Origin of the sequence: Streptomyces chilikensis (assembly GCF_001642695.1) — a bacterium.
GTDB lineage: Bacteria > Actinomycetota > Actinomycetes > Streptomycetales > Streptomycetaceae > Streptomyces > Streptomyces chilikensis.
Genome location: NZ_LWCC02000005.1, coordinates 1,792,105 through 1,815,236, shown reverse-complemented (window position 1 = coordinate 1,815,236; position 23,132 = coordinate 1,792,105). Strand labels below are relative to the sequence as shown.

General features: G+C 73.7%; 15 protein-coding genes and 2 pseudogenes. 10 read left to right on the top strand and 7 right to left on the bottom strand.

Annotation, left to right across the window (positions count from 1 at the left end; all coding sequences use genetic code 11):
• Positions 1 to 41: 41 nt before the first annotated feature.
• Both A2U95_RS08025 and A2U95_RS08020 read right to left on the bottom strand, forming a co-directional pair.
• Complete coding sequence (locus tag A2U95_RS08025; RefSeq protein WP_166021505.1) at positions 42 to 641, bottom strand: hypothetical protein; 600 nt, start codon at positions 639 to 641, stop codon at positions 42 to 44.
• Between the two features lie 115 nt (positions 642 to 756).
• A complete protein-coding gene (locus A2U95_RS08020; RefSeq protein WP_166021504.1) occupies positions 757 to 1,977 on the bottom strand; it encodes a nucleotide sugar dehydrogenase in 1,221 nt (406 codons plus the stop codon).
• 314 nt (positions 1,978 to 2,291) lie between these two features.
• Between A2U95_RS08020 and A2U95_RS08015 the strand changes: the two genes are divergently transcribed.
• From A2U95_RS08015 to A2U95_RS07990, 7 genes and pseudogenes are all read left to right on the top strand, one after another.
• Positions 2,292 to 3,998, top strand: a complete 1,707-nt coding sequence (locus tag A2U95_RS08015) for a glycerol-3-phosphate dehydrogenase/oxidase (RefSeq protein ID WP_166021503.1) — start codon at positions 2,292 to 2,294, stop codon at positions 3,996 to 3,998.
• A gap of 420 nt (positions 3,999 to 4,418) precedes the next feature.
• Positions 4,419 to 6,278: a serine/threonine-protein kinase gene (locus A2U95_RS08010; RefSeq protein WP_166021502.1), complete on the top strand. Its 1,860-nt coding sequence runs from the start codon at positions 4,419 to 4,421 to the stop codon at positions 6,276 to 6,278.
• 158 nt (positions 6,279 to 6,436) lie between these two features.
• Positions 6,437 to 6,925: pseudogene (locus tag A2U95_RS33745) on the top strand (hypothetical protein); the annotation flags it as partial.
• Between the two features lie 515 nt (positions 6,926 to 7,440).
• A pseudogene (locus tag A2U95_RS33740) lies at positions 7,441 to 8,706 on the top strand (serine/threonine-protein kinase); the annotation flags it as partial.
• Between the two features lie 71 nt (positions 8,707 to 8,777).
• Positions 8,778 to 10,511 carry a serine/threonine-protein kinase gene (locus A2U95_RS08000; RefSeq protein WP_166021501.1) on the top strand — a complete coding sequence of 578 codons (1,734 nt, stop codon included), beginning with the start codon at positions 8,778 to 8,780 and terminating at the stop codon, positions 10,509 to 10,511.
• Between the two features lie 197 nt (positions 10,512 to 10,708).
• A complete protein-coding gene (locus tag A2U95_RS07995) occupies positions 10,709 to 12,346 on the top strand; it encodes a succinic semialdehyde dehydrogenase (RefSeq protein WP_166021500.1) in 1,638 nt (545 codons plus the stop codon).
• Between the two features lie 204 nt (positions 12,347 to 12,550).
• Positions 12,551 to 14,542, top strand: coding sequence for a GMC oxidoreductase (locus A2U95_RS07990; RefSeq protein WP_420856978.1), 1,992 nt, complete (start codon positions 12,551 to 12,553; stop codon positions 14,540 to 14,542).
• Positions 14,543 to 15,064: 522 nt separating this feature from the next.
• Here A2U95_RS07990 and A2U95_RS07985 read toward each other — a convergent pair.
• The 3 genes from A2U95_RS07985 to A2U95_RS07975 all read right to left on the bottom strand — a co-directional run bounded on the left by A2U95_RS07985 (position 15,065) and on the right by A2U95_RS07975 (position 17,692).
• Positions 15,065 to 15,448, bottom strand: coding sequence for a chorismate mutase (locus A2U95_RS07985; RefSeq protein ID WP_166021499.1), 384 nt, complete (start codon positions 15,446 to 15,448; stop codon positions 15,065 to 15,067).
• Between the two features lie 599 nt (positions 15,449 to 16,047).
• On the bottom strand, positions 16,048 to 16,266 hold the full coding sequence (locus A2U95_RS07980) for a hypothetical protein (RefSeq protein WP_166021498.1): 219 nt from the start codon (positions 16,264 to 16,266) through the stop codon (positions 16,048 to 16,050).
• Positions 16,253 to 17,692 carry a PspC domain-containing protein gene (locus tag A2U95_RS07975; protein ID WP_166021497.1) on the bottom strand — a complete coding sequence of 480 codons (1,440 nt, stop codon included), beginning with the start codon at positions 17,690 to 17,692 and terminating at the stop codon, positions 16,253 to 16,255. The genes A2U95_RS07980 and A2U95_RS07975 overlap by 14 nt, the downstream gene beginning before the upstream one ends.
• A 177-nt stretch (positions 17,693 to 17,869) precedes the next feature.
• Here A2U95_RS07975 and A2U95_RS07970 point away from each other — a divergent pair, with 177 nt between their 5' ends.
• Positions 17,870 to 19,198 (top strand): ATP-binding protein, encoded by a 1,329-nt coding sequence (locus A2U95_RS07970; protein ID WP_166021496.1) that lies wholly within the window; start codon positions 17,870 to 17,872, stop codon positions 19,196 to 19,198.
• On the top strand, positions 19,195 to 19,938 hold the full coding sequence (locus A2U95_RS07965) for a LuxR C-terminal-related transcriptional regulator (RefSeq protein WP_166021495.1): 744 nt from the start codon (positions 19,195 to 19,197) through the stop codon (positions 19,936 to 19,938). Before A2U95_RS07970 ends, A2U95_RS07965 begins: the two co-directional genes overlap by 4 nt.
• Before the next feature lie 85 nt (positions 19,939 to 20,023).
• Here A2U95_RS07965 and A2U95_RS07960 read toward each other — a convergent pair whose 3' ends face one another.
• Positions 20,024 to 21,097 (bottom strand): C40 family peptidase, encoded by a 1,074-nt coding sequence (locus A2U95_RS07960; RefSeq protein ID WP_166021494.1) that lies wholly within the window; start codon positions 21,095 to 21,097, stop codon positions 20,024 to 20,026.
• A 376-nt stretch (positions 21,098 to 21,473) separates the two neighbouring features.
• Here A2U95_RS07960 and A2U95_RS07955 point away from each other — a divergent pair, with 376 nt between their 5' ends.
• A complete protein-coding gene (locus A2U95_RS07955) occupies positions 21,474 to 21,827 on the top strand; it encodes a hypothetical protein (protein ID WP_166021493.1) in 354 nt (117 codons plus the stop codon).
• Positions 21,828 to 21,962: 135 nt separating this feature from the next.
• Here A2U95_RS07955 and A2U95_RS07950 read toward each other — a convergent pair whose 3' ends face one another.
• Positions 21,963 to 23,129, bottom strand: coding sequence for a C40 family peptidase (locus A2U95_RS07950; RefSeq protein ID WP_166021492.1), 1,167 nt, complete (start codon positions 23,127 to 23,129; stop codon positions 21,963 to 21,965).
• Positions 23,130 to 23,132: the final 3 nt, after the last annotated feature.

Sequence of the window (23,132 nt, the reverse complement as noted above, 5' to 3'; positions counted from 1 at the left end):
GGAGCGACCGGTGGGCGGGCCCTCGTGCGTGCCGGCGCGGATCAGTCGCTGCCGACCTTCTTGGAGACACCGAACGCCGCCACGCCGCCGAGGGCGATGAAGAGGAGGCTCATCAGGTCCATCGACTCGCTCCACGTCTCCTGCACGAGGGAGAAGTTCTCCGTCAGCACCTGGAGGAACGTGACGTCGGGCGCGACCAGGGGGCTGTCCGCGAACAGCACCGAGATGCCGATCAGCTGACCGAGGTAGACGGCGCCCAGCGAGATGATCGCGGCGATCGAGCCGGTCACCGGGTTGCCGCCGCCGGTCTTGCCCGCCACCAGGCCCACGAGGGCGCCGACGCCCACCGCGGCGTAGCCGATCTCCACCTCGGCCTTGCCGAGGATCATGCCGTAGACGACGGCCGCCACCAGAGCGGCGACCAGGCCGGCCACGGCGCCCAGCGCCAGCTTGCCGCCCGAGGGCAGCACGGGCATCGCCGGGGCGCCGTAGGCGGGAGCCGGAGCACCCGGGTAGGCGGGAGCCGGAGCACCCGGGTAGCCCTGCGGCGCGTTCTGGGGCGCGCCCTGCGGCGGGACGCCGGGAGCCGTGGCGTACGGGTTGCCCTCGGCGGGCTGCTGAGGAGGCGTTGGATGGGTCATGACGGTCCCCCGTTGGTGCGAGCGGTTGTACGAAGAGTGGGCAGAGTAGCAGTGGCTCCGTGCCGTCCTCGCGGTGTTCCGGCCGGCGGCCGCCCGCCCGTGAGGCGCCCCGTCGTCAGAGCCGGTGCGCCGCTCCGGCCGGTGTCGCCCCCCGGGTGTCCAGCAGGAGCTGGGCCTTCGCCGACAGGCTCTGCAGGTCGTAGGCCCGGTGCTGCTGGAGCAGGATGGTCAGGTCGCAGTTCGCGACGGCCTCGTGGAGCGAGTCGGCACGGGGCACCGGCCGGTCGTGAACCCGCCACTCGCCGACGTAGGGGTCGTGGAAGACGACCTGGGCGCCGAGTTCGCCGAGCCGGACGGCGATCTCCCCGGCGGGGGAGCACTGCTCGTCGTCGAGGTCGGGCTTGTAGGTGACGCCGAGCAGCAGGACGCGGGCGCCGCGCGCGGACTTGCCGTGCTCGTTGAGCAGGGCGGCGGCCCGCCGGGCCACGTACCGGGGCATGTCGGCGTTGACCCGCCGGGCGAGTTCGACCATGCGCAGGGCGGGCGCGGCGGGGTCCGCGGCGCGGGCGGTCAGGTCGCGGGGGAGGCCGTGGCCACCGACGCCGGGGCCGGGGCGGAAGGCCTGGAAGCCGAAGGGCTTGGTCTCGGCGCAGCGGATGACGTCCCAGAGGTCGACGCCGAGGTCGTGGCAGAGCACCGCCATCTCGTTGACCAGGGCGATGTTGACGTGCCGGTAGTTGGTCTCCAGCAGTTGCACCGTCTCGGCCTCGCGCAGGCCGCGGGCCCGGACCACGCGGTCGGTGACGCGGGAGTAGAAGGCGATGGCGGACTCGGTGCAGGCGGGGGTGAGGCCGCCCACGACGGTGGGGGTGTTGGCGGGCGTCCAGGCGCGGTTGCCGGGGTCGACGCGGCCGGGGGAGTACGCGAGGTGGAAGTCGCGGCCGGCCGTCAGCCCGGAGCCCTGCTCCAGCACGTCGCGCAGGAAACCGTCGGTGGTGCCCGGGTGGACCGGCGACTCCAGGACCACGGTGGTGTGCGGGCGCAGCCGGGTGGCCAGGGTGCGGGCGGCGGAGGCCACCTCGCCGAGGTCCAGGCCGCCGTCCGCCGCGCGGGTGACGGGTGCGCAGATGACGGCGGTGCGGACCCGGGCGAGTTCGTCGGGGCTGGTGGTGGGCCGGAAGCCGCGGGCGAGCATGCGGCGGAGTTCCGCGGCGCTCAGGGAACCGGCGTCCGGTCCGGTGTGGTAGCCGAGGGTGGGGATGCCGGCGGCGACGGCGGCCTGGGCCAGCGGCAGGCCGAGCGGGCCGAGGCCGATGACGGCGAGATCTGCGGGCATGGGTGGGCCGTCCTTCCCGATAACCGGAGGGGGACAGGGGCGCAAGCCGGGAGGTCGGAATGGGCGAGCGCACTGTCAGACTAGGAGTAAATATGACCGTTATGCGGGATTGTGGAGGAAATCCGCGTGTTGGCCGGGCGGATCATCCTCAGGGGTGACGGGACGGCAGTGACGTGGGGGAATGCGGGGAAGTCCGTCCACAGGACAGTGAGGGGTGGTGGCCGATCTGCGAAAGGCCGGTGAGAATCGATCAGCACGGGTGACCCACCCAGTTCGACCGGCAGCGACACACGACGACAGCGTGGGAGGCAGCGGTGAGGACAACGACACTCGGGCCGGAGCAGCGCGCCGGGTCCCTGGCGGCCATGGCCGAGAGGGAACTCGACGTCCTGGTGGTCGGAGGAGGCGTGGTCGGGGCGGGCACCGCGCTGGACGCGGCGACCCGCGGCCTGGTGACCGGCCTGGTCGAGGCCCGCGACTGGGCCTCCGGTACCTCCAGCCGCTCCAGCAAACTGATCCACGGCGGGCTGCGGTACCTGGAGATGCTGGACTTCGCGCTGGTCAGGGAGGCGCTGAAGGAGCGGGGGCTGCTGCTGGAGCGGCTGGCGCCCCATCTGGTGAAGCCGGTCCCCTTCCTCTACCCGCTCCAGCACAAGGCATGGGAGCGCGCCTACGCGGGCACGGGCGTGGCGCTCTACGACGTGATGTCCCTGGCCCGCGGCCACGGCCGGGGGCTGCCGGGGCACCGGCACCTGACCCGCCGTCACGCGCTCCGCGTGGCGCCGTGCCTGCGCAAGGACGCGCTGACCGGCGCGCTCCAGTACTACGACGCCCAGATGGACGACGCCCGTTACGTCGCCACCCTGGTGCGCACCGCCGCCGCCTACGGGGCCGAGGTCGCCAACCGGACCCGGGTCACCGGCTTCATCCGCGAGGGCGAACGCGTGGTGGGGGCGCGGGTGAGGGACCTGGAGGGCGGCGGCGAGTACGAGATCCGCGCCCAGCAGATCGTCAACGCGACCGGGGTGTGGACCGACGACACCCAGGCGATGGTCGGTGAGCGGGGCCAGTTCCACGTCAAGGCGTCCAAGGGCATCCACCTGGTCGTCCCCAAGGACCGCATCCACTCCTCGACGGGGCTGATCCTGCGGACCGAGAAGTCCGTGCTCTTCGTCATCCCCTGGGGGCGGCACTGGATCGTCGGCACGACCGACACCGAGTGGAGCCTCGACAAGGCCCATCCCGCGGCCTCCAGCGCCGACATCGACTACCTGCTGGAGCACGTCAACTCGGTGCTGTCCGTGCCGCTCACCCGGGACGACGTGGAGGGCGTCTACGCCGGCCTGCGGCCGCTGCTGGCCGGCGAGTCCGAGGCCACCAGCAAGCTGTCCCGGGAGCACACGGTGGCGCATCCGGTGCCGGGGCTGGTGGTGGTGGCGGGCGGCAAGTACACGACGTACCGGGTCATGGCCAAGGACGCCGTGGACGCCGCGGTGCACGGGCTCGACCGGCGGGTCGCGCCCTGCGTCACCGAGGAGATCCCGCTGGTCGGCGCGGAGGGGTACCGGGCGCTGTGGAACGCGCGGGCGCAGATCGCCGCCCGCAACGGCCTGCACGTGGTCCGGGTGGAGCACCTGCTCAACCGGTACGGCTCGCTGGCCGAGGAGGTGCTGGCCCTCATCGCCGAGGACCCCTCGCTGGGCGCGCCGCTCGGAGGCGCCGAGGACTACCTGCGGGCCGAGGTGGTCTACGCGGCCGGCCACGAGGGGGCGCTGCACCTGGACGACGTGATGACCCGGCGCACCCGCATCTCCATCGAGACCTTCGACCGCGGGACGCGCAGTGCGCGGGAGGTGGCCGATCTGATGGCGCCGGTCCTGGGATGGGACGCGGAGCGGGTGGACCGGGAGGTCGAGTACTACGAGAAGCGGGTGGAGGCCGAGCGGGAGTCCCAGCGCCAGCCGGACGACCTCACGGCCGACGCGGCGAGGCTCGGCGCGCCGGACATCGTCCGCTCCTGACCGCTCCTGACCGCTCCGTGTCGCCCGCACCGTCGTGGCGCCGCCGCCGGTCCGGCCCGCGGCCACCGTCGCCCTCGCGGGGCGGCGTGGCTGCCGGGCGGCGGCGCGGCGGCCCGCGGGAACGGCCGGCGGACATGACCGGAAAGCGCGGGCCGGCGGGGCGGGGGAGCGGACCCGCGGGCGGCGGGGGTGCGGCGAGGTGAAGGGCGGGGACCGTCCCGGAGGTGCGGAGGGGCCGGTGCCGGGCCGACGTGCGAGGGAGGCGGCGGCCCCCGGGCCGGGGTGCGGTGACATCGGTGTCGTGGCAGCCCGTCATCGGTCGCGTACGGCGCGCCGGTTCAGATGACACCCGGCGGCCCGCCCACTTGTCGGGTGGGGGACAATGGAGGCTCTGTCAGGGCGGGTTGCATGAGGGGACGCATGTCGGAGACGGAGCGGGCGGGGACACCTCGTCAGGACAGGACCGGACGTCTCCTCGCCGGGCGCTACCGACTGGAGACGGTGCTCGGCCGAGGTGGCATGGGCACGGTCTGGCGCGCGGAGGACGAGACGCTCGGCCGGAAGGTCGCCGTCAAGGAACTGCGATTTCCGGCCAACATCGACGAGGAGGAGAAGCGCCGCCTGATCACGCGCACGCTGCGCGAGGCCAAGGCGATCGCGCGGATCCGCAACACCAGCGCGGTGACCGTCTACGACGTGGTCGACGAGGACGACCGGCCGTGGATCGTGATGGAGATCGTCGACGGCAAGTCCCTCGCCGAGGTGATCCGCGAGGACGGCACGCTCCACCCCCGCCGCGCCGCCGAGGTCGGCCTCGCCGTCCTCGACGTGCTGCGCTCCGCCCACCGCGAGGGCATCCTGCACCGCGACGTGAAGCCGTCCAACGTGCTGATGGCCGAGGACGGCCGGGTGGTCCTCACCGACTTCGGCATCGCGCAGATCGAGGGCGACCCCTCGCTCACCTCCACCGGCATGCTGGTCGGCGCCCCCTCCTACATCTCGCCGGAGCGCGCCCGCGGCCACAAGCCGGGACCCGCGGCCGACCTGTGGTCGCTGGGCGGCCTGCTGTACGCGGCCGTCGAGGGCGTGCCGCCGTACGACAAGGGCTCCGCCATCGCCACCCTCACCGCGGTGATGACCGAGCCGGTCGAGGAGCCCCGCCACGCCGGGCCGCTGCGCGAGGTCATCCTCGGCCTGCTGGAGAAGGACCCCGACAAGCGGCTGGACGACGCCAAGGCGCGCGCGCTGCTCGGCGCGGTGCTCTCCGGAACCGCCGCCGAGGCGGAGTCCACGCCCGTGGACCCGGTGCGCACCGTCCCGCTGCCCGAGGAGCGCAAGGGCTCCGCCGCGCTGCCCCTCACCGGCACCACGCCCCGGCCCACCCCCGCGCCGGACGCCAGGACCGCCTCCGAGGCCACCGCCGCGGAGCCCGCCAGGACGGCCGCCCGCCCGGGCTGGCCGGTGATGAACACGCCCGACGACATGCCGGAACGCCCCGTGGGGGCCGGCCCGTCGCCGAAGCCCCGCGGCTCCCTCGGCGACGTGTTCTCCCGGCAGTCCGTGCTGGTGGCCCTCGTGGTGGTCGCGGCCCTCGCGGTGCTGGTCGGCGTGCTGCTGAACACGCTGGGCGACGACTCGGGGAACCCCGGCGGCCGGGACGACACGACGGCCGGCGGCAAGCCCGACCCCGGGGCGACGGACGCCTCCGGCGAGCCCGGCGACCGTACCCCCTCCGCCTCCGCGTCCGACGGCGCGGGCGACGGGGACGCGGACGACAAGGGCGGCGACGGCAAGGGCGAGGCCGGTGACGACAAGGGCAAGGGCGACGGCGAGCAGGACTCCGGCTCCCTCGACACCACCACCTACCGGTCCGGGCAGGGCTACACCATCGGCCTGCCCTCCGGATGGCGCTACCGCTCCACCGACAGGGCCGGCGACCGCTTCACCGGCCCCGGCGACCAGCGGCTGCTGATCGGCTGGACCACCATGCCCAAGGACGACGCGGTCGCCGACTGGAAGCAGTTGGAGAAGACCATGACCCGCGACCGGTACAAGCGGATCCGGATAGAGGCGGTGGACTACCGCGGCTGGGAGGCCGCCGACTGGGAGTTCACCTACGTCGACGGGGGCACCAAGTACCGCACCGTCGACCGCGGTTTCGTGGTGAGCCCCGTCCAGGGCTACGCCCTGATGTACACCGCCCCGGCCGCGGACTGGAACGGCGACCGCCGCGAGAAGACCTGGGACGCCCTCACCACCACGTTCCGGCCGAAGTCCTGATCCGGCCGCGACGCGCGATGGCAGGATGTCGCATCCGAGCGGCGAGTGTCGGCCACGGCACGTATCGTGAATCCGCGCGGACCGTACACGGACGGAAGAGCGGCCGGAACGCGGCGCACACCGAACGGATGTGACCGGCCGGGCGGAGCGGGGAGGGTGTGGTGGACGACTACGCGGGACGGATACTCGCCGATCGCTATCGCCTGCCCGTGCACCCCTCCGGCGAGGACCGCTACGACCTGGCGGAGAGCCTCGCCTTCGACACGTACAGCGGGCAGGAGGTGCGGGTCCGTCAGATCCCGCTGCCCGAGGTCGTCGAGGCCGAGGTGCTCGACGCCGACGGGCTGCCCGAAGGCTTCAGCGCGGCCTCCGGGCACGGCCGCGGCAGGGGCGGCGAGCCCGCCGAGCCGGCGGTGCGGCGGGCCCTCGAGGCCGCCCGGGAGGCGGCGCGGGTCCCCGACCACCCACGTCTCGACCAGGTCTACGACGTGTTCGCCGACGGCGGGTCCCTCTGGGTGGTCGCCGAGGCGGTGCCCGGCCGTCCGCTCGGCGACGTGCTCGCCGAGCGGCCGCTGACGCCGTACCGGGCCGCCGAGGTCGCCGCGGACCTGCTGATGGCGCTCCGGGTGCTGCACGCGCACGGCTGGGTGCACCGGAACATCACCCCGCGCACCGTCCTGGTCGGCGACGACGGCCGCGTCGTCCTCACCGGCCTGGCCACCGGCGCCGCCGAGGACGCCCTCTGCGGCTACGACCCGGTGCCGCCGGAGACCCCGCCGCTGGACGCCCCCGAGCCGCCCGGCGACGAGCCGGGACCGGACGCGGACCTGGATCCGGACCCGGCCCTGGAGCCGGGACCGGACCCGGCCCTGGAGCTGGACCCGGGAGCGGAGGACCGGGGAGGTCCTTCCGCGCACGCCCCGGCGGGCGGCACCGCCCACGCCCTGGGCCTGCCCGCGCCGTCCCCCTCCTCCGACCACTGGACCCCGGCCCCCGCCGCCCCCTACTGGCCCGCCGCCGCGGGCTCCGGGCAGGACGGCACCGAAGGGACCGCCGTCACGCCGGCCGGCGCGGTCGCCGCCTACCGGGAGGCCGCCCGCGCGGCCGCCGCCAGGGTGGACGAGGCCCGCGCCGCCGCCCGCGCCCGTCAGGACGAACACGGCCCGTGCACGACAACTGGCAGCTCGCCGCGCCCGTCGGCCCCGCCACCGACCTGTGGGCGCTGGGCGCCCTGCTGTTCCGCGCGGTCCAGGGACACGCCCCGTACCCGGAGGACTCCACCGCCGAGCTGGTGCAGCTGGTGTGCTCCGAACCCCCGGCGTTCGCCGAGGAGTGCGGCCCGCTGCGCCCCGTCGTGGAGTCGCTGCTGCGCCAGGACCCCACCGACCGCCCGGACATCGAGGAACTCGCCGGGTGGCTGCGTTCGCTGGTGCGCTCCGCGCCGGAACCGGACGCGGGCACGCACCTCGTCGCGCTGCCCCCGGCCGACCCGGAGCGCCTGCCGATGGTGCGCCGCAAGGGCGAACTGGTGCGCCGCCGCCGCGCCTCCCGCCGCGAGGCGGCGCCACGCGCCCGCCACCGCCGCGCCGGGTCCGACCGCGCCGAACGGGCGTCCCGCGCCGAGCGGCCGCCCCGCGCCGGACGCGCCGAGGGCTTCGGAGGCGCTGAGGACTTCGGACACGACGAGGGCTTCGGACGCGCGGAACGCGGCGGGCCGCAGGGCGGCGAGCGGTCGCCCCGCCGGCTCGGACGGCTGCTGCTGGCCCTGGTGCTGCTCCTGCTGGCCGGCGCGGTCGCCTACGCGATGCTCTTCATGCCGAAGGAGGGCGAGCGGGCGGACGGCCAGGACACCTCCAAGGGCGCCTTCCCCGTGGACACCGCGCCGACCACGCCGCCCCGGGACGCACCGGAGCCGACGCCCACCCCGTCCGCGAAGGACACCGCCGAACCCCCGGCCGGGCAGGACGACGAGGTGGCGGAGGGCTTCACCCTGCGCAAGGACCCCGAGGGCTTCGAGGTGGCCGTGGCGAGCGGCTGGCAGCGCACGCCCCGCAACGGCCAGGGGCAGGTGGTCTACTCGAAGGGCGACTTCCGGCTGATCGTGGTGCCCGGCCGGGACAGCGCCGAGCAGTACGGCCGCGACCCGCAGGTCTACCAGCAGGAGCACGAGCCGGAGCTGCAGCCCTACCGGGACTCCACCTGGGCCGGCTCGGGCGGACTGCGCCGGATCGAGGTCGGCGGGAAGGTCATGGCCGAGGGCGAGTTCACCTGGACCGACGACCAGGGGCGCAAACTGTACGTGCGCAATCTGGCGATCCTCGACGGCGGCCGCTACCACGTGGTGCAACTGCGCGGCCCGGAGGCGGAGAAGGACCAGGTGACCCGGCTCTTCGAGCAGGCCTCGCAGACCTACGGGACCACCCGCTGACCGTCACGGCTCTGTGACCGGTCGGGGGACCGGGTGGCTTCGTGCGGGTCCGGCGCGATATGGATGTGTCCATGAGCAGCCACGGGGGAGCCGGCAACCGGCCCGAAGAACCCACCAGCTACGGCCTCCAGCCGCCGGCCCGGCCGGCCGTGCCGCAGCAGGCGCCGCAGCCCGGCCGGCAGCAGGTGCCGCACCCGCTGTCGCAGCCGGCCCCGCAGCAGTCCCCGGCCCACGCGCCGGCTCCGCCTCACCCGTCGTCGGCGCAGGCCCGGCCGCATCCGCACCCGCCCGCCCAGGACGCCCCGCACCAGCCGTCCGCGCAGGACCCCGGCGCGGGCCGCCTGATAGCGGGCCGCTACCGGCTGCTCTCCCGGCTGGGCCACGGCGGCATGGGCACCGTCTGGCGGGCCATGGACGAGACGGTGGGCCGCGAGGTGGCGGTCAAGGAGCCCCGCCTCCCGGACCACCTCCCGGAAGCGGAGCGGGAGAAGCTGTACACGCGGATGCGGCGTGAGGCGACCACCGCCGCCCGCACCGACCACCCCGCCGTGGTCACCGTGCACGACGTGGCGGTGGTCGACGGCCGGCCGTGGATCGTGATGGAGCTGGTCCGCGGCCGCTCACTGGGCGACGTCCTCCAGGAGGGCACGCTCGGCCCACGCGAGGCGGCCAGGATCGGCCTGGAGGTGCTGGGCGCGCTGGAGGCGGTGCACGCGGCGCGCATCCTGCACCGGGACGTCAAGCCGGACAACGTGCTGCTCGGTCACCACGACCGGGTGGTCCTCACCGACTTCGGCATAGCCCAGGCCGAGGGCGACACCAGCCTCACCGACACCGGCGCCTTCGTCGGCTCACCCGAGTACGTCGCCCCCGAGCGGGTGCTGGGCCAGCGGCCGGGAGAGGCGTCCGACCTGTGGTCGCTGGGCGTGGTGCTCTACGCGGCCACCCAGGGAGTCTCGCCGTTCCGGCGCAGCAACACCCCGGCCACCCTGCAGGCCGTCCTCAACTCCGAGCCGCCCGCGCCCGCCGCCACCTCCGGCCCGCTCGCCGAGGTGATCAACGGGCTGCTGCGCAAGGACCCCGCGCACCGGCTGGACCACGCCGGGGCCCGCCGCCTGCTGGAGGCCGTGCTGCGGCCCCCGGCGCCGCCCGCCCCGCCCCGGCCCGTCCAGCAGCGCACCGGCGGGGTGTGGGTGCCGCGCAAGGTGCTGTTCGGCGCGGTGTCCGGGCTGCTGGCGGCGGTGCTGGTGGCCTGGCTGGTGATCGCCGATCCGTTCGGCGGCACGGTGCCGGACGACTGGAAGACCCACCCGCAGAAGGCGCTCGGCGTGAACGTCAGCGTGCCGGCCGCCTACCTGGTCGAGCGGCCGGAGGACACCGACACCGACAAGGACTGGGTGGCCTTCCACGACCCCAGCGGCGCCATCCGGGTGAGGATCGACCGGTACTCCCAGGAGAACAGCCTCGACGACGTCGCCGCCAGCCCGGACGCCCAGATGCACGCCGAGAACGAGGAGTTCCGCAAGTCCGGCGAGTACGACTTCCGCATGCCGGAGGACCCGGCGACCCGGCCCGCGCCCGGCCTGAAGCACCAGGACCGTCCCGCGGCCGAGAACACCGTCTCCTTCGAGTCCACCGACACCCAGGACCCGCGCCCGGTCGAGCTGCGGTTCTTCTACTACGAGAACGCCGAGGAGCAGATGTACCGGGTGGCGGTCGAGTATCCGGGCAAGGGCGACGTCACCGAGCGGGGCAGGGAAGTGGCGCAGAAGACGATCGAGGCCCTGGAGTTCGACCCGGCCTGAGGCCGCGGGCCTGGGAACGCGGGCCCGTGGACTCGGGACCGCGGGCCCCCGGAAAGGAGTTCCACGGAGGCGCATCTCACCGCACAACCCCTGATCAGGGCTTTTGTGCCAGTGATCACTGGCGGAATGTGTCCATCGGGTAAAGGCGGGTTACCGATGGGTACCCAAAGTGTTTCGGCCGTCATACCCTGCGCCTCATGACGGACACGCAGGCACGCCCGCAGGCGCGGGAGACAGAACGCACCGGCACCGGAGCCAATCCGGTGGCCGCCGCCCCGCCCGGCGCGCGTGCCATCAGTGACGTGGTCACGCCGGATCTGGTGGCCCGGCTGACCGAGGGCGTGACCGGCACCGGCCGGACGTTCAACCACAGCCCGCTCACCGGTGAGCGGCTCGCCGACCTGCCCGAGTCCTCGCTGGACGAGGTCGGGACGGCGTTCGACCGGGCCCGCGCGGCGCAGAAGGCATGGGCCGCCGTCCCGGTGCGCCGCCGCGCCGCCGTCCTGCTCCGCTTCCACGACCTGGTGCTCCGCCACCAGGCCGAGATCCTCGACCTGATCCAGGCCGAGACCGGAAAGGCCCGCCTGCACGCCCACGAGGAACTGCAGGCCGTCGCCATGGCCGCCCGCCACTACGGCCGCAAGGCCCCCGCCTACCTGGCCCCCAAGAGCCACCTGGGCGCGGTGCCGCTGCTCACCAAGGTCGAGGAACTGCGCCACCCGCGCGGCGTGATCGGCCAGATCGCGCCCTGGAACTACCCGCTGGAGCTGTCCGTCGGCGACGCGCTGCCCGCGTTCGTGGCGGGCAACGCCGTGGTGATGAAGCCGGACACCGAGACCGCGCTGACCGCGCTGTGGGCCCGGGAGAAGCTGATCGAGGCCGGACTGCCGGCCGACGTGTGGCAGGTCGTCCTCGGCGAGGGCCCCGTCGTGGGACCCGAGGTGGTCCGGCACGCCGACTACGTGTCGTTCACCGGCTCCACCCGCACCGGACGCGAGGTGGCCGAGCGCGCCGCCGCCCGCCTGGTCGGCGTCTCGCTGGAGCTCGGCGGCAAGAACGCGATGGTGGTCCTCGAGGACGCCGACCTGGACAAGGCCGCCGAGGGCGCGGTGCGCGCCTGCTTCTCCACCGCGGGACAGCTCTGCATCTCCATCGAGCGGCTCTTCGTCCACGAGTCGGTGGCGGACGCCTTCCTGGAGCGGTTCGTCGCCCGCACCAAGGCGGTGCGGCTGGGCAACTTCCTCGGCTACGGCGCCGACATGGGCTCGCTGGTCAGCGAACGCCAGCTGGAGATGGTCGTCCGCCACGTCGAGGACGCGGTCGCCAAGGGCGCCACGGTCCTGGCCGGCGGCGTCGCCCGTCCCGACGTCGGCCCGTACTTCTACGAGCCGACCATCCTCGACGGCGTCGACACCCCGATGGCGGTCTGCTCCGAGGAGACCTTCGGCCCGGTCGTCTCCGTCTACCGCTTCGCCGACGCCGACGAGGCCGTGGAGCGGGTCAACGCCACCGACTACGGCCTCAACTCCTCGGTCTGGTCCAGGGACACCCGTCGCGCACGGCGCATCGCGGCCCGGCTGCAGACCGGCACCGTGAACATCAACGAGGGTTTCGCCCCCGCCTACGGCAGCGCCCGGTCGCCGATGGGCGGCATGAAGGACTCCGGTCTCGGCCGCCGCCACGGCTCCGAGGGCATCCTCAAGTACACCGAGGCGCAGACCGTCGCGGTGCAGCGGATGATGCCGCTGGCGCCGTCCTTCGGCCTGAACGACGAGCAGTACGCCACCGTCCTCAGCGTCGGCCTGAAGCTGATGAAGGCCTTCCGCATCCGCTGACCGCCGGCCGGGGTGGCGTGCCGGAACGAGGCCCGCCGCCCCGGCCGCACCCCCTCGCCGTACCGCCGGAAGCCCTCGCCGTACCGCCGTACCGCCGTACCGCCGTACCGCCCAACCGCCCAACCGCACCGCCGTACTGCCGAGCCGGCCCGCCGAACCGCACCGTCCGCACCGGTTCTCAACCGTTCTCGATGAGGAGAGCACGTGTCGCAGGAGAACGCCTCGCAGGAGAAGACCGCCGGCCTGCCCGCAACCCCGCAGGATCCGTCGCCGTTCGACTACGACGTCATCGTCGTCGGCTCCGGCTTCGGCGGGTCCGTCACCGCGCTCCGCCTCACCGAGAAGGGGTACCGGGTCGGCGTCCTGGAGGCGGGCCGGCGGTTCACCCGGGAGACCCTGCCGAAGAACTCGTGGGACCTCAGGAAGTTCCTCTGGGCCCCCAAGCTCGGCATGTACGGCATCCAGCGCATCCACCTGCTGGGCAACGTGATGGTGCTGGCCGGCGCGGGCGTGGGCGGCGGGTCGCTCAACTACGCCAACACCCTGTACGTGCCGCCGACGCCCTTCTTCGAGGACCCCCAGTGGAAGGACATCACGGACTGGGAGGAGGAGCTGAAGCCGTACTACGACCAGGCGCGGCGCATGCTGGGCGTCCGGCTCAACCCCACCATGACCCCCTCCGACGAGCACCTGAAGGCGACCGCGGAGCGGATGGGCGTGGGCGACACCTTCCACCTCGCCCCGGTCGGCGTGTTCTTCGGCGACGGCGAGGACGCCGACGGCAGCGTCACCGCGCGGCCCGGCGAGGAGGTCGCCGACCCGTACTTCGGCGGCGTCGGTCCCGCCCGCAAGGCGTGCAGCGAGTGCGGCGAGTGCATGACGGGCTGCCGCCACGGGGCGAAGAACACCCTCAACGAGAACTACCTGTACCTCGCCGAGAAGGCGGGCGCGACCGTCCACCCGATGACCACCGTGCGGTCGGTCACGGAGGACGGGCACGGCGGCTTCGTCGTCGACACCCTCGGCACCGACCGCAAGCGGGCCGGCCGGGGACGCGTCTTCCGCTCCCGCCACGTGGTCGTCGCGGCCGGCACCTACGGCACGCAGACGCTGCTGCACCGGATGAAGGCGGGCGGACAACTGCCCGGGATCTCCGACCAGCTGGGCATGCTCACCCGCACCAACTCCGAGGCGCTGGTGGGCGCCCAGACCGACGACCGGCGCTACCGCCGGGTCACCGGCCGGCCCAGGGCCGACTTCACCAAGGGCGTCGCGATCACCTCGTCGATCCACCCCGACGCCAACACCCACATCGAACCGGTGCGCTACGGCAAGGGCTCCAACGCCATGGGCGCCCTGACGGTGCTCCAGGTGCCGTACGCCGCCAAGGGCACGGGGACCGCGCGGCTCCTGGGGTGGCTGGGCAACACCCTCCGCCACCCGTTGCTGACGCTCCGGTCGCTGTCCAACCGGCGTTGGTCGGAGAGGACCATCATCGGGCTGGTCATGCAGTCCCTCGACAACTCGCTCACCACCCACCTGAAGCGCAAGGGCCTCGGCAAGGGTCTCCTGACCGCGCGTCAGGGACACGGCGCGCCCAACCCCAAGCAGATCAAGGCGGCCGTGGAGGCGGCGTCGCTGCTGTCGGAGGAGATCAACGGCTTCGCGGGCAGCAACGTCGGCGAGCTGACCGGCATGCCGCTGACCGCGCACTTCCTCGGCGGCTGCCCGATCGGCGACTCGCCGGAGACCGGCGTGATCGACCCGTACCACCGGCTGTACGGGCACCCGGGGATCTCGGTGGTGGACGGGGCGGCGGTCTCCGCGAACCTGGGGGTCAACCCCTCACTGACCATCACGGCGCAGGCCGAGCGGGCGATGTCGTTCTGGCCCAACAAGGGCGAGGCCGATCCACGGCCGGCACAGGGCGAGGCCTACCGGCGGCTGTCCGCGGTGCCGCCGAGGACACCGGTGGTGCCGGAGAAGGCGTTCGCGGCGCTGAAGCTGCCGTTCCTGGGAATGCCGGTGGTGCCGCCGAAGGCGGCGGCCACGGCCGTGCCGCCGATCACCATGCCTGAGCCGGCCGGGCCGCCGGTACCGGAGGAGCAGGCCGAGCCCGAGCCCGTGAATCCGGTGAGCCCGGGGAATCCGGTGGACGCGGCGGGAGCCGTGAAGCCTGCGGGAACGGCGGAGTAGCGGGCCGCGAGCCGCAAGTCGCGAGCCGTACGAAGCCCGCCCCGCACCATCCCGTCGCGACGGCGCCGTTGCGACGGGCTCAGGACCGGGACCGTGGGTGGCGGTCCCCGTCGGCCGGCTCCGGGCGTCCCCGGAGCCGGCCGTTTCTGTTGGGTGACCGGGCTGCTGTCCCCTGCCGTCCGGTCACAACCCTGGGGCGACGGTCCCACGGCGCACGGCACGTTGCTCCGTGCGCCTCGCCGCCCCAGCAAGCCACGCGTGGTTTTCTCGGGAGCCGTGCCTGGCCGGCACGGACAACCGGACCAACGAGGGGTGCGGGCGGACGGTCACGGTCCCGGACGGGTGACGGTGCCGGGCGCGAACGCGGCCCGGAGTCGTACAGGGCTCGGGGTCGTATGGGGCTCGGGCCGTACGGGGCTCGGGGCCGTACGGGAATCCGGATCGCAGGGACTCGAGGTCCTCCGAAGCCCGGGCCGCCCGCGCGGGCGGCCCGGGCTTCGTGCGGGCGGACACCGGCGGAGGTCAGACGCGACCGCGGCAGAGCTCCAGGACGGTCATCGCCAGGGTGGTGCCCGGGCGGCCCAGGGCGTCGCGGTAGCGGGAGAGGATCTCCATCTCGCGGGAGAGGTTCACCCGGCGGCCACCGGTGGCGATCCGGGTCTGCTGGACGACCGCGGACACGGCCATGCGTTCCTGCACCAGACCCAGAATGTGATCGTCCAGCGCGTCGATCCTCGCCCGCGCGTCGGCGATGACGGCGGCGGGATCGGATTCGGGAGCGGACAGGTGCGCGGCCGGTTCGTCGGCCGACCGGGGGGACGGGTCGGCCGACGAACCGGCCGACCGGATGGCCGACGCGGCGGTCGACGGGGCGGCCGGGCGAGTGGTCGTGGGGGTGATGCTCATCGTGGGTCTCCTGCGTGGTGTGCGGGGAGCCCGGTGCCGGTCGGACCCGGAGAACAACAGGCGCCCCGGGCCTTGTCGGCCCGGGGCGCCTGGGAAATCGCTCTGCGGTTATCCGCGACGAGCAACACGACCATGGCAGCCGGCGGGCCGGGTGCCATAGGTAAACGCGAAGCTCGAGTACGCGGACATGGGGACAGTATGTACGGCAGGGGCGCGGCGCCTCCACCCGGGCCCGCATCGTGAGACCACGCGTCCCCCGCGCCGCGCACCCCGGCGCCTGTACGCCGCCCACGGTTCCGGGCCCGGAGAAGGCGAGCGGGAGCCGGAGCACGCCTTCGCCCGACTGCACCGGTTCGAGCGACTGCGCATCCGCTTGCGGCGAATCAGGTCCTCATCCCGAGATGATCAGTGAGTGCCCGAAACGGGATGCCTGTCAGGCGTCAGGCGTCAGGATGAGCATGCCACGCGTTCTGGAGCGCCGGCTGCACGTCGTCACCGAGAACGAAGTGGGTCGTCCTGCCCGGCAGGGTGGGCAGCTCAGGTAGATCACCAGTCGGCACCGCGACCCCGTTCCGCCACGATCGGCAGGCCGGCGGCGTTCAGCGGACGGCGTCGTCCTGGCCTCGCTGCCCGCTGCGGAGGGTGCGGGCCGCGAGCCCGGCCGCGGCGGCGATCGAGAGACCGCCGACCACCAGGGGGATCGCCACCAGCCACGGCACGTGCCACTCCCCGGCGGCGTCGCCCGCGTAGAGCACTCCCGCGGTGATCAGGACCAGACCGGACATGAACCGCCCCGGCTGGAACTCATGACGCCACACGGGTCACCTCCGCGTTCCCGGCGCCGACCTCGACCCACAGCTCGATCGTCCCGGCCTTCCCGTCGTCCCCGCCGTCTCCGTCTCCGTTTCCGTCTCTGCCCCCGTCCCCGCCGGTTCCCTTGCCGCCGTCCACGGCCCGCAGCGTGTACTCCTCCGTCAGGCCGGCCCCCGCGCCGGTGTCACGCCCGGAGTCGGACGGCGAGCGGATGTCACCGAGGCCGACGTCGATCCGTGTCCGCACCGTCACGTCGTCGGGCACGACCACCTCGACGCGACCCGTGCCGACCTCCACCCGGACCGGGACCGTCTGCCCGTCCGTCACCGGCAGGTCCGTGAGGTCCAGCCGGGCCAGGCCCAGCCCCAACTGGTAGCCGGCACGGGTGTCGGCCACGGAGGCCGGACGCCACTCCCTGCGTATCCAGTCCGCGTCGACGTCGCGCGGAAGCGCGGCGGTCACCGTCAGCATGCCTGCCGTGACCAGGCCCCAGAAGACCGTGCCCGCACCGGTGCGGCCGAGGAAGGAACTGGCCACCAGACCCGCGCCGAGGACGAGAAGGGCACAGGCCAGTCCGTGCTGGACGGCGGTGACCGCCGGGGTGTCGGCCTGGCTCAGGCCGGTCACCAGCGATCCCACCACCAGGGCCAGCAGGAAGGTCACCCCACCGAGGGAGCGGGGCCGCCGCGGTCCGGCGGGCTTGTTCCTCCCTGTCTGCCCCCGTCGGCCGGCCACCTGGTCCGTGACTCCGCCGCGGGAGACCGCGAGCGCCGCCGCCAGCTCCTGGTCGGACGTGTCCCCGAGGTCGCCGGGACCCCACAGATAGCCCGTGCCCCCCACGAAGGTGCCGTCCTTGACGATCGGTTCACGCCACCACGAGGGGAGCGAGGCCGCGATCGGGGGCGCCTGAGCCTCGGGCGGTGCGTCGGCGACGGCCTGGACCGCCAGCGGGTCCGGCCCGGGGGCGTCCCTGCGCCGGGACCAGTAGCCCGCTCCGGCCAGGAGCAGGGAGAGCACCGCCCCGAACGTCAGCAGCCCTCCGTCGCCGAGCATGGACAGGAACACTCCGCAGCCCACCAGGGCGAACAGCACGGAGGCCAGTGCCGGCCCGTCCACCCGCCCCGTGAGCAGGCGGCGTATCTCGTTCTCCTCCTCGTCCTCGTAGGGGACGAAGAGCCAGGTGAAGCCGTAGAAGACCAGGCCGATGCCGCCCGTCGCCGAGAGCACCGCGAGGGTGATCCGGAAGATCACCGGGTCCATGTCGCACTGACGGCCCAGGCCCGCGCAGACCCCTCCCAGCATCTTGTGCCGCCGGTCGCGCCGCAGCGGCCGCGCCTCCCGCTCCGGGGACTCGACGTCGGACGCGGACGCACCGGTGCGCCGCTGCGCGTCGGGGGACGCGGGGCTCGACGCGTGGTGGTGATCCGTCATGCATTCATGGTGACGGGCGGGACGGCCCGGCGGGAGTCGGAACGACCCTGGGAGAACCCTGAAATCGCCCCCGACCGGTGCAGGGGGAACCGTTCGAGGCGCGCCGAGACCCGGATCAGGGATGTCTGGGGGACCTACCCTGATGACCCCGGGGACGCGCCGTGTGACGATCGTGGCATGCCGGAAGCCGCAGCATCACTCGACGAACCGCGGCCGCCGCGCAAGCTCTACCGCAGCGGCGACGGACGTTGGCTCGGGGGCGTGGCGCGGGGGCTCGCCGGACATCTGGGCCTGCCCGTGGCGTGGGTCCGCCTGGTCTTCGTGGGCCTGTTCGTCGCGCAGGGGCTGGGCGCCCTGCTGTACGCGGCCTTCTGGTTCTTCGTGCCGCTGGGCGTCGGCGGCGTCATGGACGCGGACGGCCGCAAGCAGCAGGCACCGGGGGCCACCGGAGCCACCGGGTCCTCCGGGCCTTCCGGGTCCCAGGGAGCCGCCTCACCGCGCCGGCTGGTGGCCCGGAAACCCGACCGGGGCCAGTTGATCGCTCTGCTGCTGATGGTCGTGGTCGCCCTGATCTTCGTGGGCAGCATGGACCTGGGCGGCGTAGCCCGGGCCTACCTCTGGCCCACGGTGCTGGTCGGGGCGGGCGTCGCGCTGGTGTGGCGGCAGGCGGACAACGCCCGGCGGGCCCGCTGGATGGAGGTGGGCCGCCGCCGGAGGACGGTGACGCTGGCCCGTGCCGCGGCCGGCGTCCTGCTGGTGACGGCCGGGGTCTCCGGCATGTTCGTCCTGCAGGGCTCGGCCGCCCATCTCGGGTCGGTGCTCCAGGCCGCGCTGGCCGTCCTGGTCGGGGTGGCGCTGCTCGCCGGGCCCTACCTGGTGCGGATGACGCAGGACCTGTCGGCGGAGCGGCTGATGCGCATCCGCGCCCAGGAGCGGGCCGAGGTGGCCGCGCACGTCCACGACTCGGTCCTGCACACGCTGACCCTGATCCAGCGCAACGCCGACAGTCCGGGCGAGGTCCGCCGGCTGGCCCGTGCCCAGGAGCGCGAGCTGCGCGCCTGGCTGTACCGGCCGGAGGGTTCCGGCAAGGACGAGGAGACCGGGCCGGAGACGCTCGCCGAGGCGGTCCGGAGCACCGCGGCCGAGGTGGAGGACAAGCACGGCGTCCCCCTGGAGGTCGTGGTGGTCGGCGACTGTCCGCTCGACGAGAAGATCGGCGCTCAGATCCAGGCCGCCAGGGAAGCCATGGTGAACGCCGCCAAGTACGGTGGCGACGGCGGGCCGGTACAGGTCTACGCCGAGGTGGAGGGGCGGGCGGTCTTCGTGTCCGTCCGCGACCGTGGCCCCGGCTTCGACCTCGACGCGATACCCGCCGACCGGATGGGTGTCCGGGAGTCGATCATCGGCCGCATGGAACGCAACGGCGGCACGGCCCGCGTCCGGGCCGTGCCCGACGGGGGCACCGAGGTCGAGCTGGAGATGGAGAGGGCGGAGAACACGTCATGAGCGACGCGACCGGAGCCACGGGCGCCGAAGGCACGGGCAGCGGGACGGCCGGCACGGGCAGCGGGACGCCCGGCGGCGAGCGCCGGGTGAGGGTCGTGCTCGTCGACGACCACCGCATGTTCCGCACCGGGGTGCGCGCGGAGATCGGCGAGACGGAACGCACCGGGGTCGAGGTGGTGGGCGAGGCGGCCGACGTCGACCAGGCGGTGGAGGTGATCACCGCCACCCGGCCCGAGGTGGTCCTGCTCGACGTGCACCTGCCGGGCGGAGGCGGTGTCGAGGTGCTCCGCCGGTGCGCGGGGCTCGCGGCCGACCCCGAGCGGCCGGTGCGGTTCCTCGCCCTGTCGGTCTCCGACGCCGCGGAGGACGTGATCGGCGTCATCCGTGGCGGGGCCCGCGGATACGTCACCAAGACGATCACCGGCGCCGATCTCGTCGATTCGGTCTTCCGCGTGCAGGACGGCGACGCGGTCTTCTCCCCCCGTCTGGCGGGATTCGTCCTCGACGCCTTCGCCTCCACCGACGCCCCGCCGGCGGACGAGGACATGGACCGCCTCACCCAGCGGGAACGCGAGGTCCTCCGGCTGATCGCGCGGGGATACGCCTACAAGGAGATCGCCAAGCAGCTCTTCATCTCCGTGAAGACGGTGGAGTCCCATGTCTCGGCGGTCCTCCGCAAGCTCCAGCTCTCCAACCGGCACGAGCTGACCCGCTGGGCCACGGCACGACGGCTGGTGTGAGACGGCCGGTGTGAGACGGGGCGTCCCTCCCGGACCGGGGGGACACCCGCCGAAGGCGGGCCCGGGCGGGAGCGCCCGAGGGGGCTCACACCACCCGTGTCGCTCCGGCGAAGGGCATCTCGTCGACCGGGGCGACGCGGACCGGGGCGGAGGGGTTGGGCGCGTGGATCATCTTGCCGTCGCCGATGTACATGCCCACGTGGGTGACGCCCGGGTAGAAGAAGACCAGGTCGCCCGGGCGGAGCTGGGACCGGGAGACGCGCTGTCCGGCGCCGATCTGCGCGTAGGTGGTGCGCGGGAGGGAGACGCCCGCGGAGCGGTAGGCGGCCTGGACGAGGCCCGAGCAGTCGAAGGCGTCGGGACCGGTGGCACCCCAGACGTAAGGGCTGCCCAGCTTCCGCTGCGCGTAGGCGATGGCGGCGTGCGCGCGGGAGTTGGGCGCGGTGATGCTGCCTCCGGAGGGCTTGGCGGCGGCGGTTCTCCCGGTCCGGTCCGGTGAGCCCTCGGTGGCGCCGCCGCCGGTTCCGGCGGAGAGGCGGGCGCGTTCCTCGGCGGTGAGCCGGGCGAGCAGCCGGCGGGCCTTCCCCAGTTTCCCGGTGACGGTTCTCTTGTGCCGCTGAGCCCGCTCCTGCTGGTCCTCCAGCTCCCGCAACTCGGTCCGGGCCTCCCGGCGCACCTCGTCCAATTCGCGGATCTGCCGGGCCACCGAGGCGATCTCGGTGGCCTGGACGGCGCCGGCGCGTTCGGCGAGGCCGGCGTCCCGCAGGAAGCGGTCGGGGTCGGAGGAGAGCGCCAGCTGCATGGCGGGGTCCAGGCCGTTGCCGGAGCGGTACTGCGCGGCGGCGGCCGAACCCAGCGCCTCGCGGGCCGCGTTGAGCTCCTCGGTGCGCCGGGCCGCCTCGTCCTGGAGTTCGCTCACCCGGCGCTCGGCGGCCTCGGTCCTCTCCCTGGCCCCGTTGTACTTCTCGGTGGCCGCCTCGGCCTCCCGGTAGAGCTCGCCGACCTCTTCCCTGACCTGCTCGGGTGCCGGCTTCGGCGCCGCGTGTCCGACTCCGTCGAGCCCCGCCGAGGCCGCCGCTCCCGCGAGGACCGCGGTGAACAGTGTGCGGGTCCTGCTGCCGCTCCGCCTGTGCTGTGGGGACTTGCGGTGCGATGCCACGTGGAGTCCACGTCCTTCCGTACGTCCCGCCCCGGGCGGGACGGTCACACATCCGGCGGCGGCCCGCACAGGGGAGGCAGGCCGCCGCCGGATCCTTCGGTCAGTGGCCGACGCCGTCCAGGTCGGGACGACATGAGGGGAGCCGGTCACCTGGGGGAGGACGGTAATCCGGTTCGTCACCGTCCGGTAACGCTTTGTACGCAGCTGAACGCAAAGGGTCACCGGAGGATGAGGGGGGTGCGGATGGCGGTTCATTCATGACGGATCGATGTGACGGAGTGACCGAATGTGCACTCCCGGGGCGTGTGTGGCGGGCGGGGTGCCGTGCGACGGCCCGCCTCCGGCGGCGGGACGCGCGGTGGCTAGGCTCCCCGGCATGGACGTACTCCTGCACATCTTCGTCGGCCTTCACATCATCGGTATCGCCGCGCTGCTCGGCGGCTTCTTCCACCAGATGAAGGCCATCGGTCAGGGCGCCGCCCGCTTCACCCCGGGCATGCTGCACGGCGCGCTCACCATGCTGGTCACCGGCATCGCCCTGGTCGGCCTCAACGAGGCCCAGGGCGGTTCGGTCAACCACATCAAGATCGGCATCAAGCTGCTGCTGCTGATCGTGATCCTCGGCCTGGTCTACGTGAAGCGGGACGAGGAGCGGGTGTCCAAGGGGCAGTTCGCCCTGGTCGGCGCGCTGACCACGGTGAACGTCTTCATCGCGGTGCTCTGGACGTGACCCGGCCGCGCTGACGCACGCGCGACGGCCCGCACGCCCCACGCGTGCGGGCCGTCGCACGTGCGGGCCGTGCGCCGCCGGCCGTGCGCCGCCGGATACCGGGCCGGTGCCTGGCCGGTACCGGGCCGACGCCGGTCAGGCGGGGCGCACGATGCTGTGGATGGAGCCCTCGCCGTCGTAGTAGATGGACTCCTCGCGGACGTACGTGCCGGGCTTGGGGGCGTGGATCATCATGCCCCCGCCGGCGTAGACGCCCACGTGGGTCACGTCGTCGTAGAAGAAGACCAGATCACCCGGCTCGGCCTCGGAGACCGGGACGGTGGTGCCGGCGTTCACCTGGTCGTAGGTGGTGCGGGGGAGGTCCACGCCGGCGGCCTTCCAGGCCGCCTGGGTGAGGCCGGAGCAGTCGTAGGAGTCCGGGCCCGTGGCGCCCCAGACGTAGGGGCGGCCGATCTGGGCCTCGGCGAACGCGACCGCCTTCTGTCCCTGTGCGGCGGAGGCGTCCGTGGTGCCGCCGGCGCCGGATCCGGTGCCCGCGTCGCTCCCGCCGGTGGCCTCCCCGGCCTCCTGCTCGGCGAGCGCCTCCTGCCGGGCCTTCTCCTCGGCGGTCTCCTGGCGGGCGAGTTCCTCCGCCTTGCGGCGGGCCTCCTCCTCCTTCCGCCGCTCGATCTCGGCGAGCCGCGCCTTCTCCTCGGCGGTCAGCTCGGCCAGCAGCTTCCGGGCGTCGGTCAGCTTCTCCTGGACGGTCGCCTTGCTGGTGCGCAGGTCCTCCTCGGAGGAGCTCAGCGTCTCCAGGCTCTCGGTGGCCTCCCGCCGCTTCTCCGTGGTGGCGGCCTGCCGCTCCACGAACTCGTCGACGGCCTCCTTCTGCCGGCCCGTCAGCCGGTCCATCAGCTGCGCCTGGTCGAAGTAGTCCTGGGGCGCGTCGGCGAGGAGGAAGGTCGCGGTGTCGGGGAGGGCGGTGCCGGAGCGGTACTGGGCGGCGGCGTACGAGCCGAGTCTCTCGCGGGCCTCGTTCAGCTCCTCGGTCCGCTCGGCGACCTCGTCGAGCAGTTCGTCGAGCTCCTCGCGCTGCTGCTCGCTCTTCTCCTTGGCCGAGTTGTACTTCTCGGTGGCCGCCTCCGCCTCGCGGTAGAGGTCGTCGACCTTCTTCTGGACCTCTTCGAGGCCGGGACGGTCGGACGGAGCGGCCTGGGCGGTCTGGGCCAGCAGGGCCACGGAGGTGAGGGCGACCGTTGCCAGCGCGGGGGTGCGTATGCCCGCGAACAGGCCCGTGGGGCGGGGTTTTCGGTGCGACGCCAAGGC

What these genes read in the sequence shown, in the direction of transcription:
- A2U95_RS08025 (WP_166021505.1), bottom strand. Translation starts at nt 641, where the DNA reads ATGACCCATCCAACGCCTCCTCAGCAGCCCGCCGAGGGCAACCCGTAC.
- A2U95_RS08020 (WP_166021504.1), bottom strand. Translation starts at nt 1,977, where the DNA reads ATGCCCGCAGATCTCGCCGTCATCGGCCTCGGCCCGCTCGGCCTGCCG.
- A2U95_RS08010 (WP_166021502.1), top strand. Translation starts at nt 4,419, where the DNA reads ATGTCGGAGACGGAGCGGGCGGGGACACCTCGTCAGGACAGGACCGGA.
- A2U95_RS08000 (WP_166021501.1), top strand. Translation starts at nt 8,778, where the DNA reads ATGAGCAGCCACGGGGGAGCCGGCAACCGGCCCGAAGAACCCACCAGC.
- A2U95_RS07995 (WP_166021500.1), top strand. Translation starts at nt 10,709, where the DNA reads ATGACGGACACGCAGGCACGCCCGCAGGCGCGGGAGACAGAACGCACC.
- A2U95_RS07985 (WP_166021499.1), bottom strand. Translation starts at nt 15,448, where the DNA reads ATGAGCATCACCCCCACGACCACTCGCCCGGCCGCCCCGTCGACCGCC.
- A2U95_RS07975 (WP_166021497.1), bottom strand. Translation starts at nt 17,692, where the DNA reads ATGACGGATCACCACCACGCGTCGAGCCCCGCGTCCCCCGACGCGCAG.
- A2U95_RS07970 (WP_166021496.1), top strand. Translation starts at nt 17,870, where the DNA reads ATGCCGGAAGCCGCAGCATCACTCGACGAACCGCGGCCGCCGCGCAAG.
- A2U95_RS07965 (WP_166021495.1), top strand. Translation starts at nt 19,195, where the DNA reads ATGAGCGACGCGACCGGAGCCACGGGCGCCGAAGGCACGGGCAGCGGG.
- A2U95_RS07955 (WP_166021493.1), top strand. Translation starts at nt 21,474, where the DNA reads ATGGACGTACTCCTGCACATCTTCGTCGGCCTTCACATCATCGGTATC.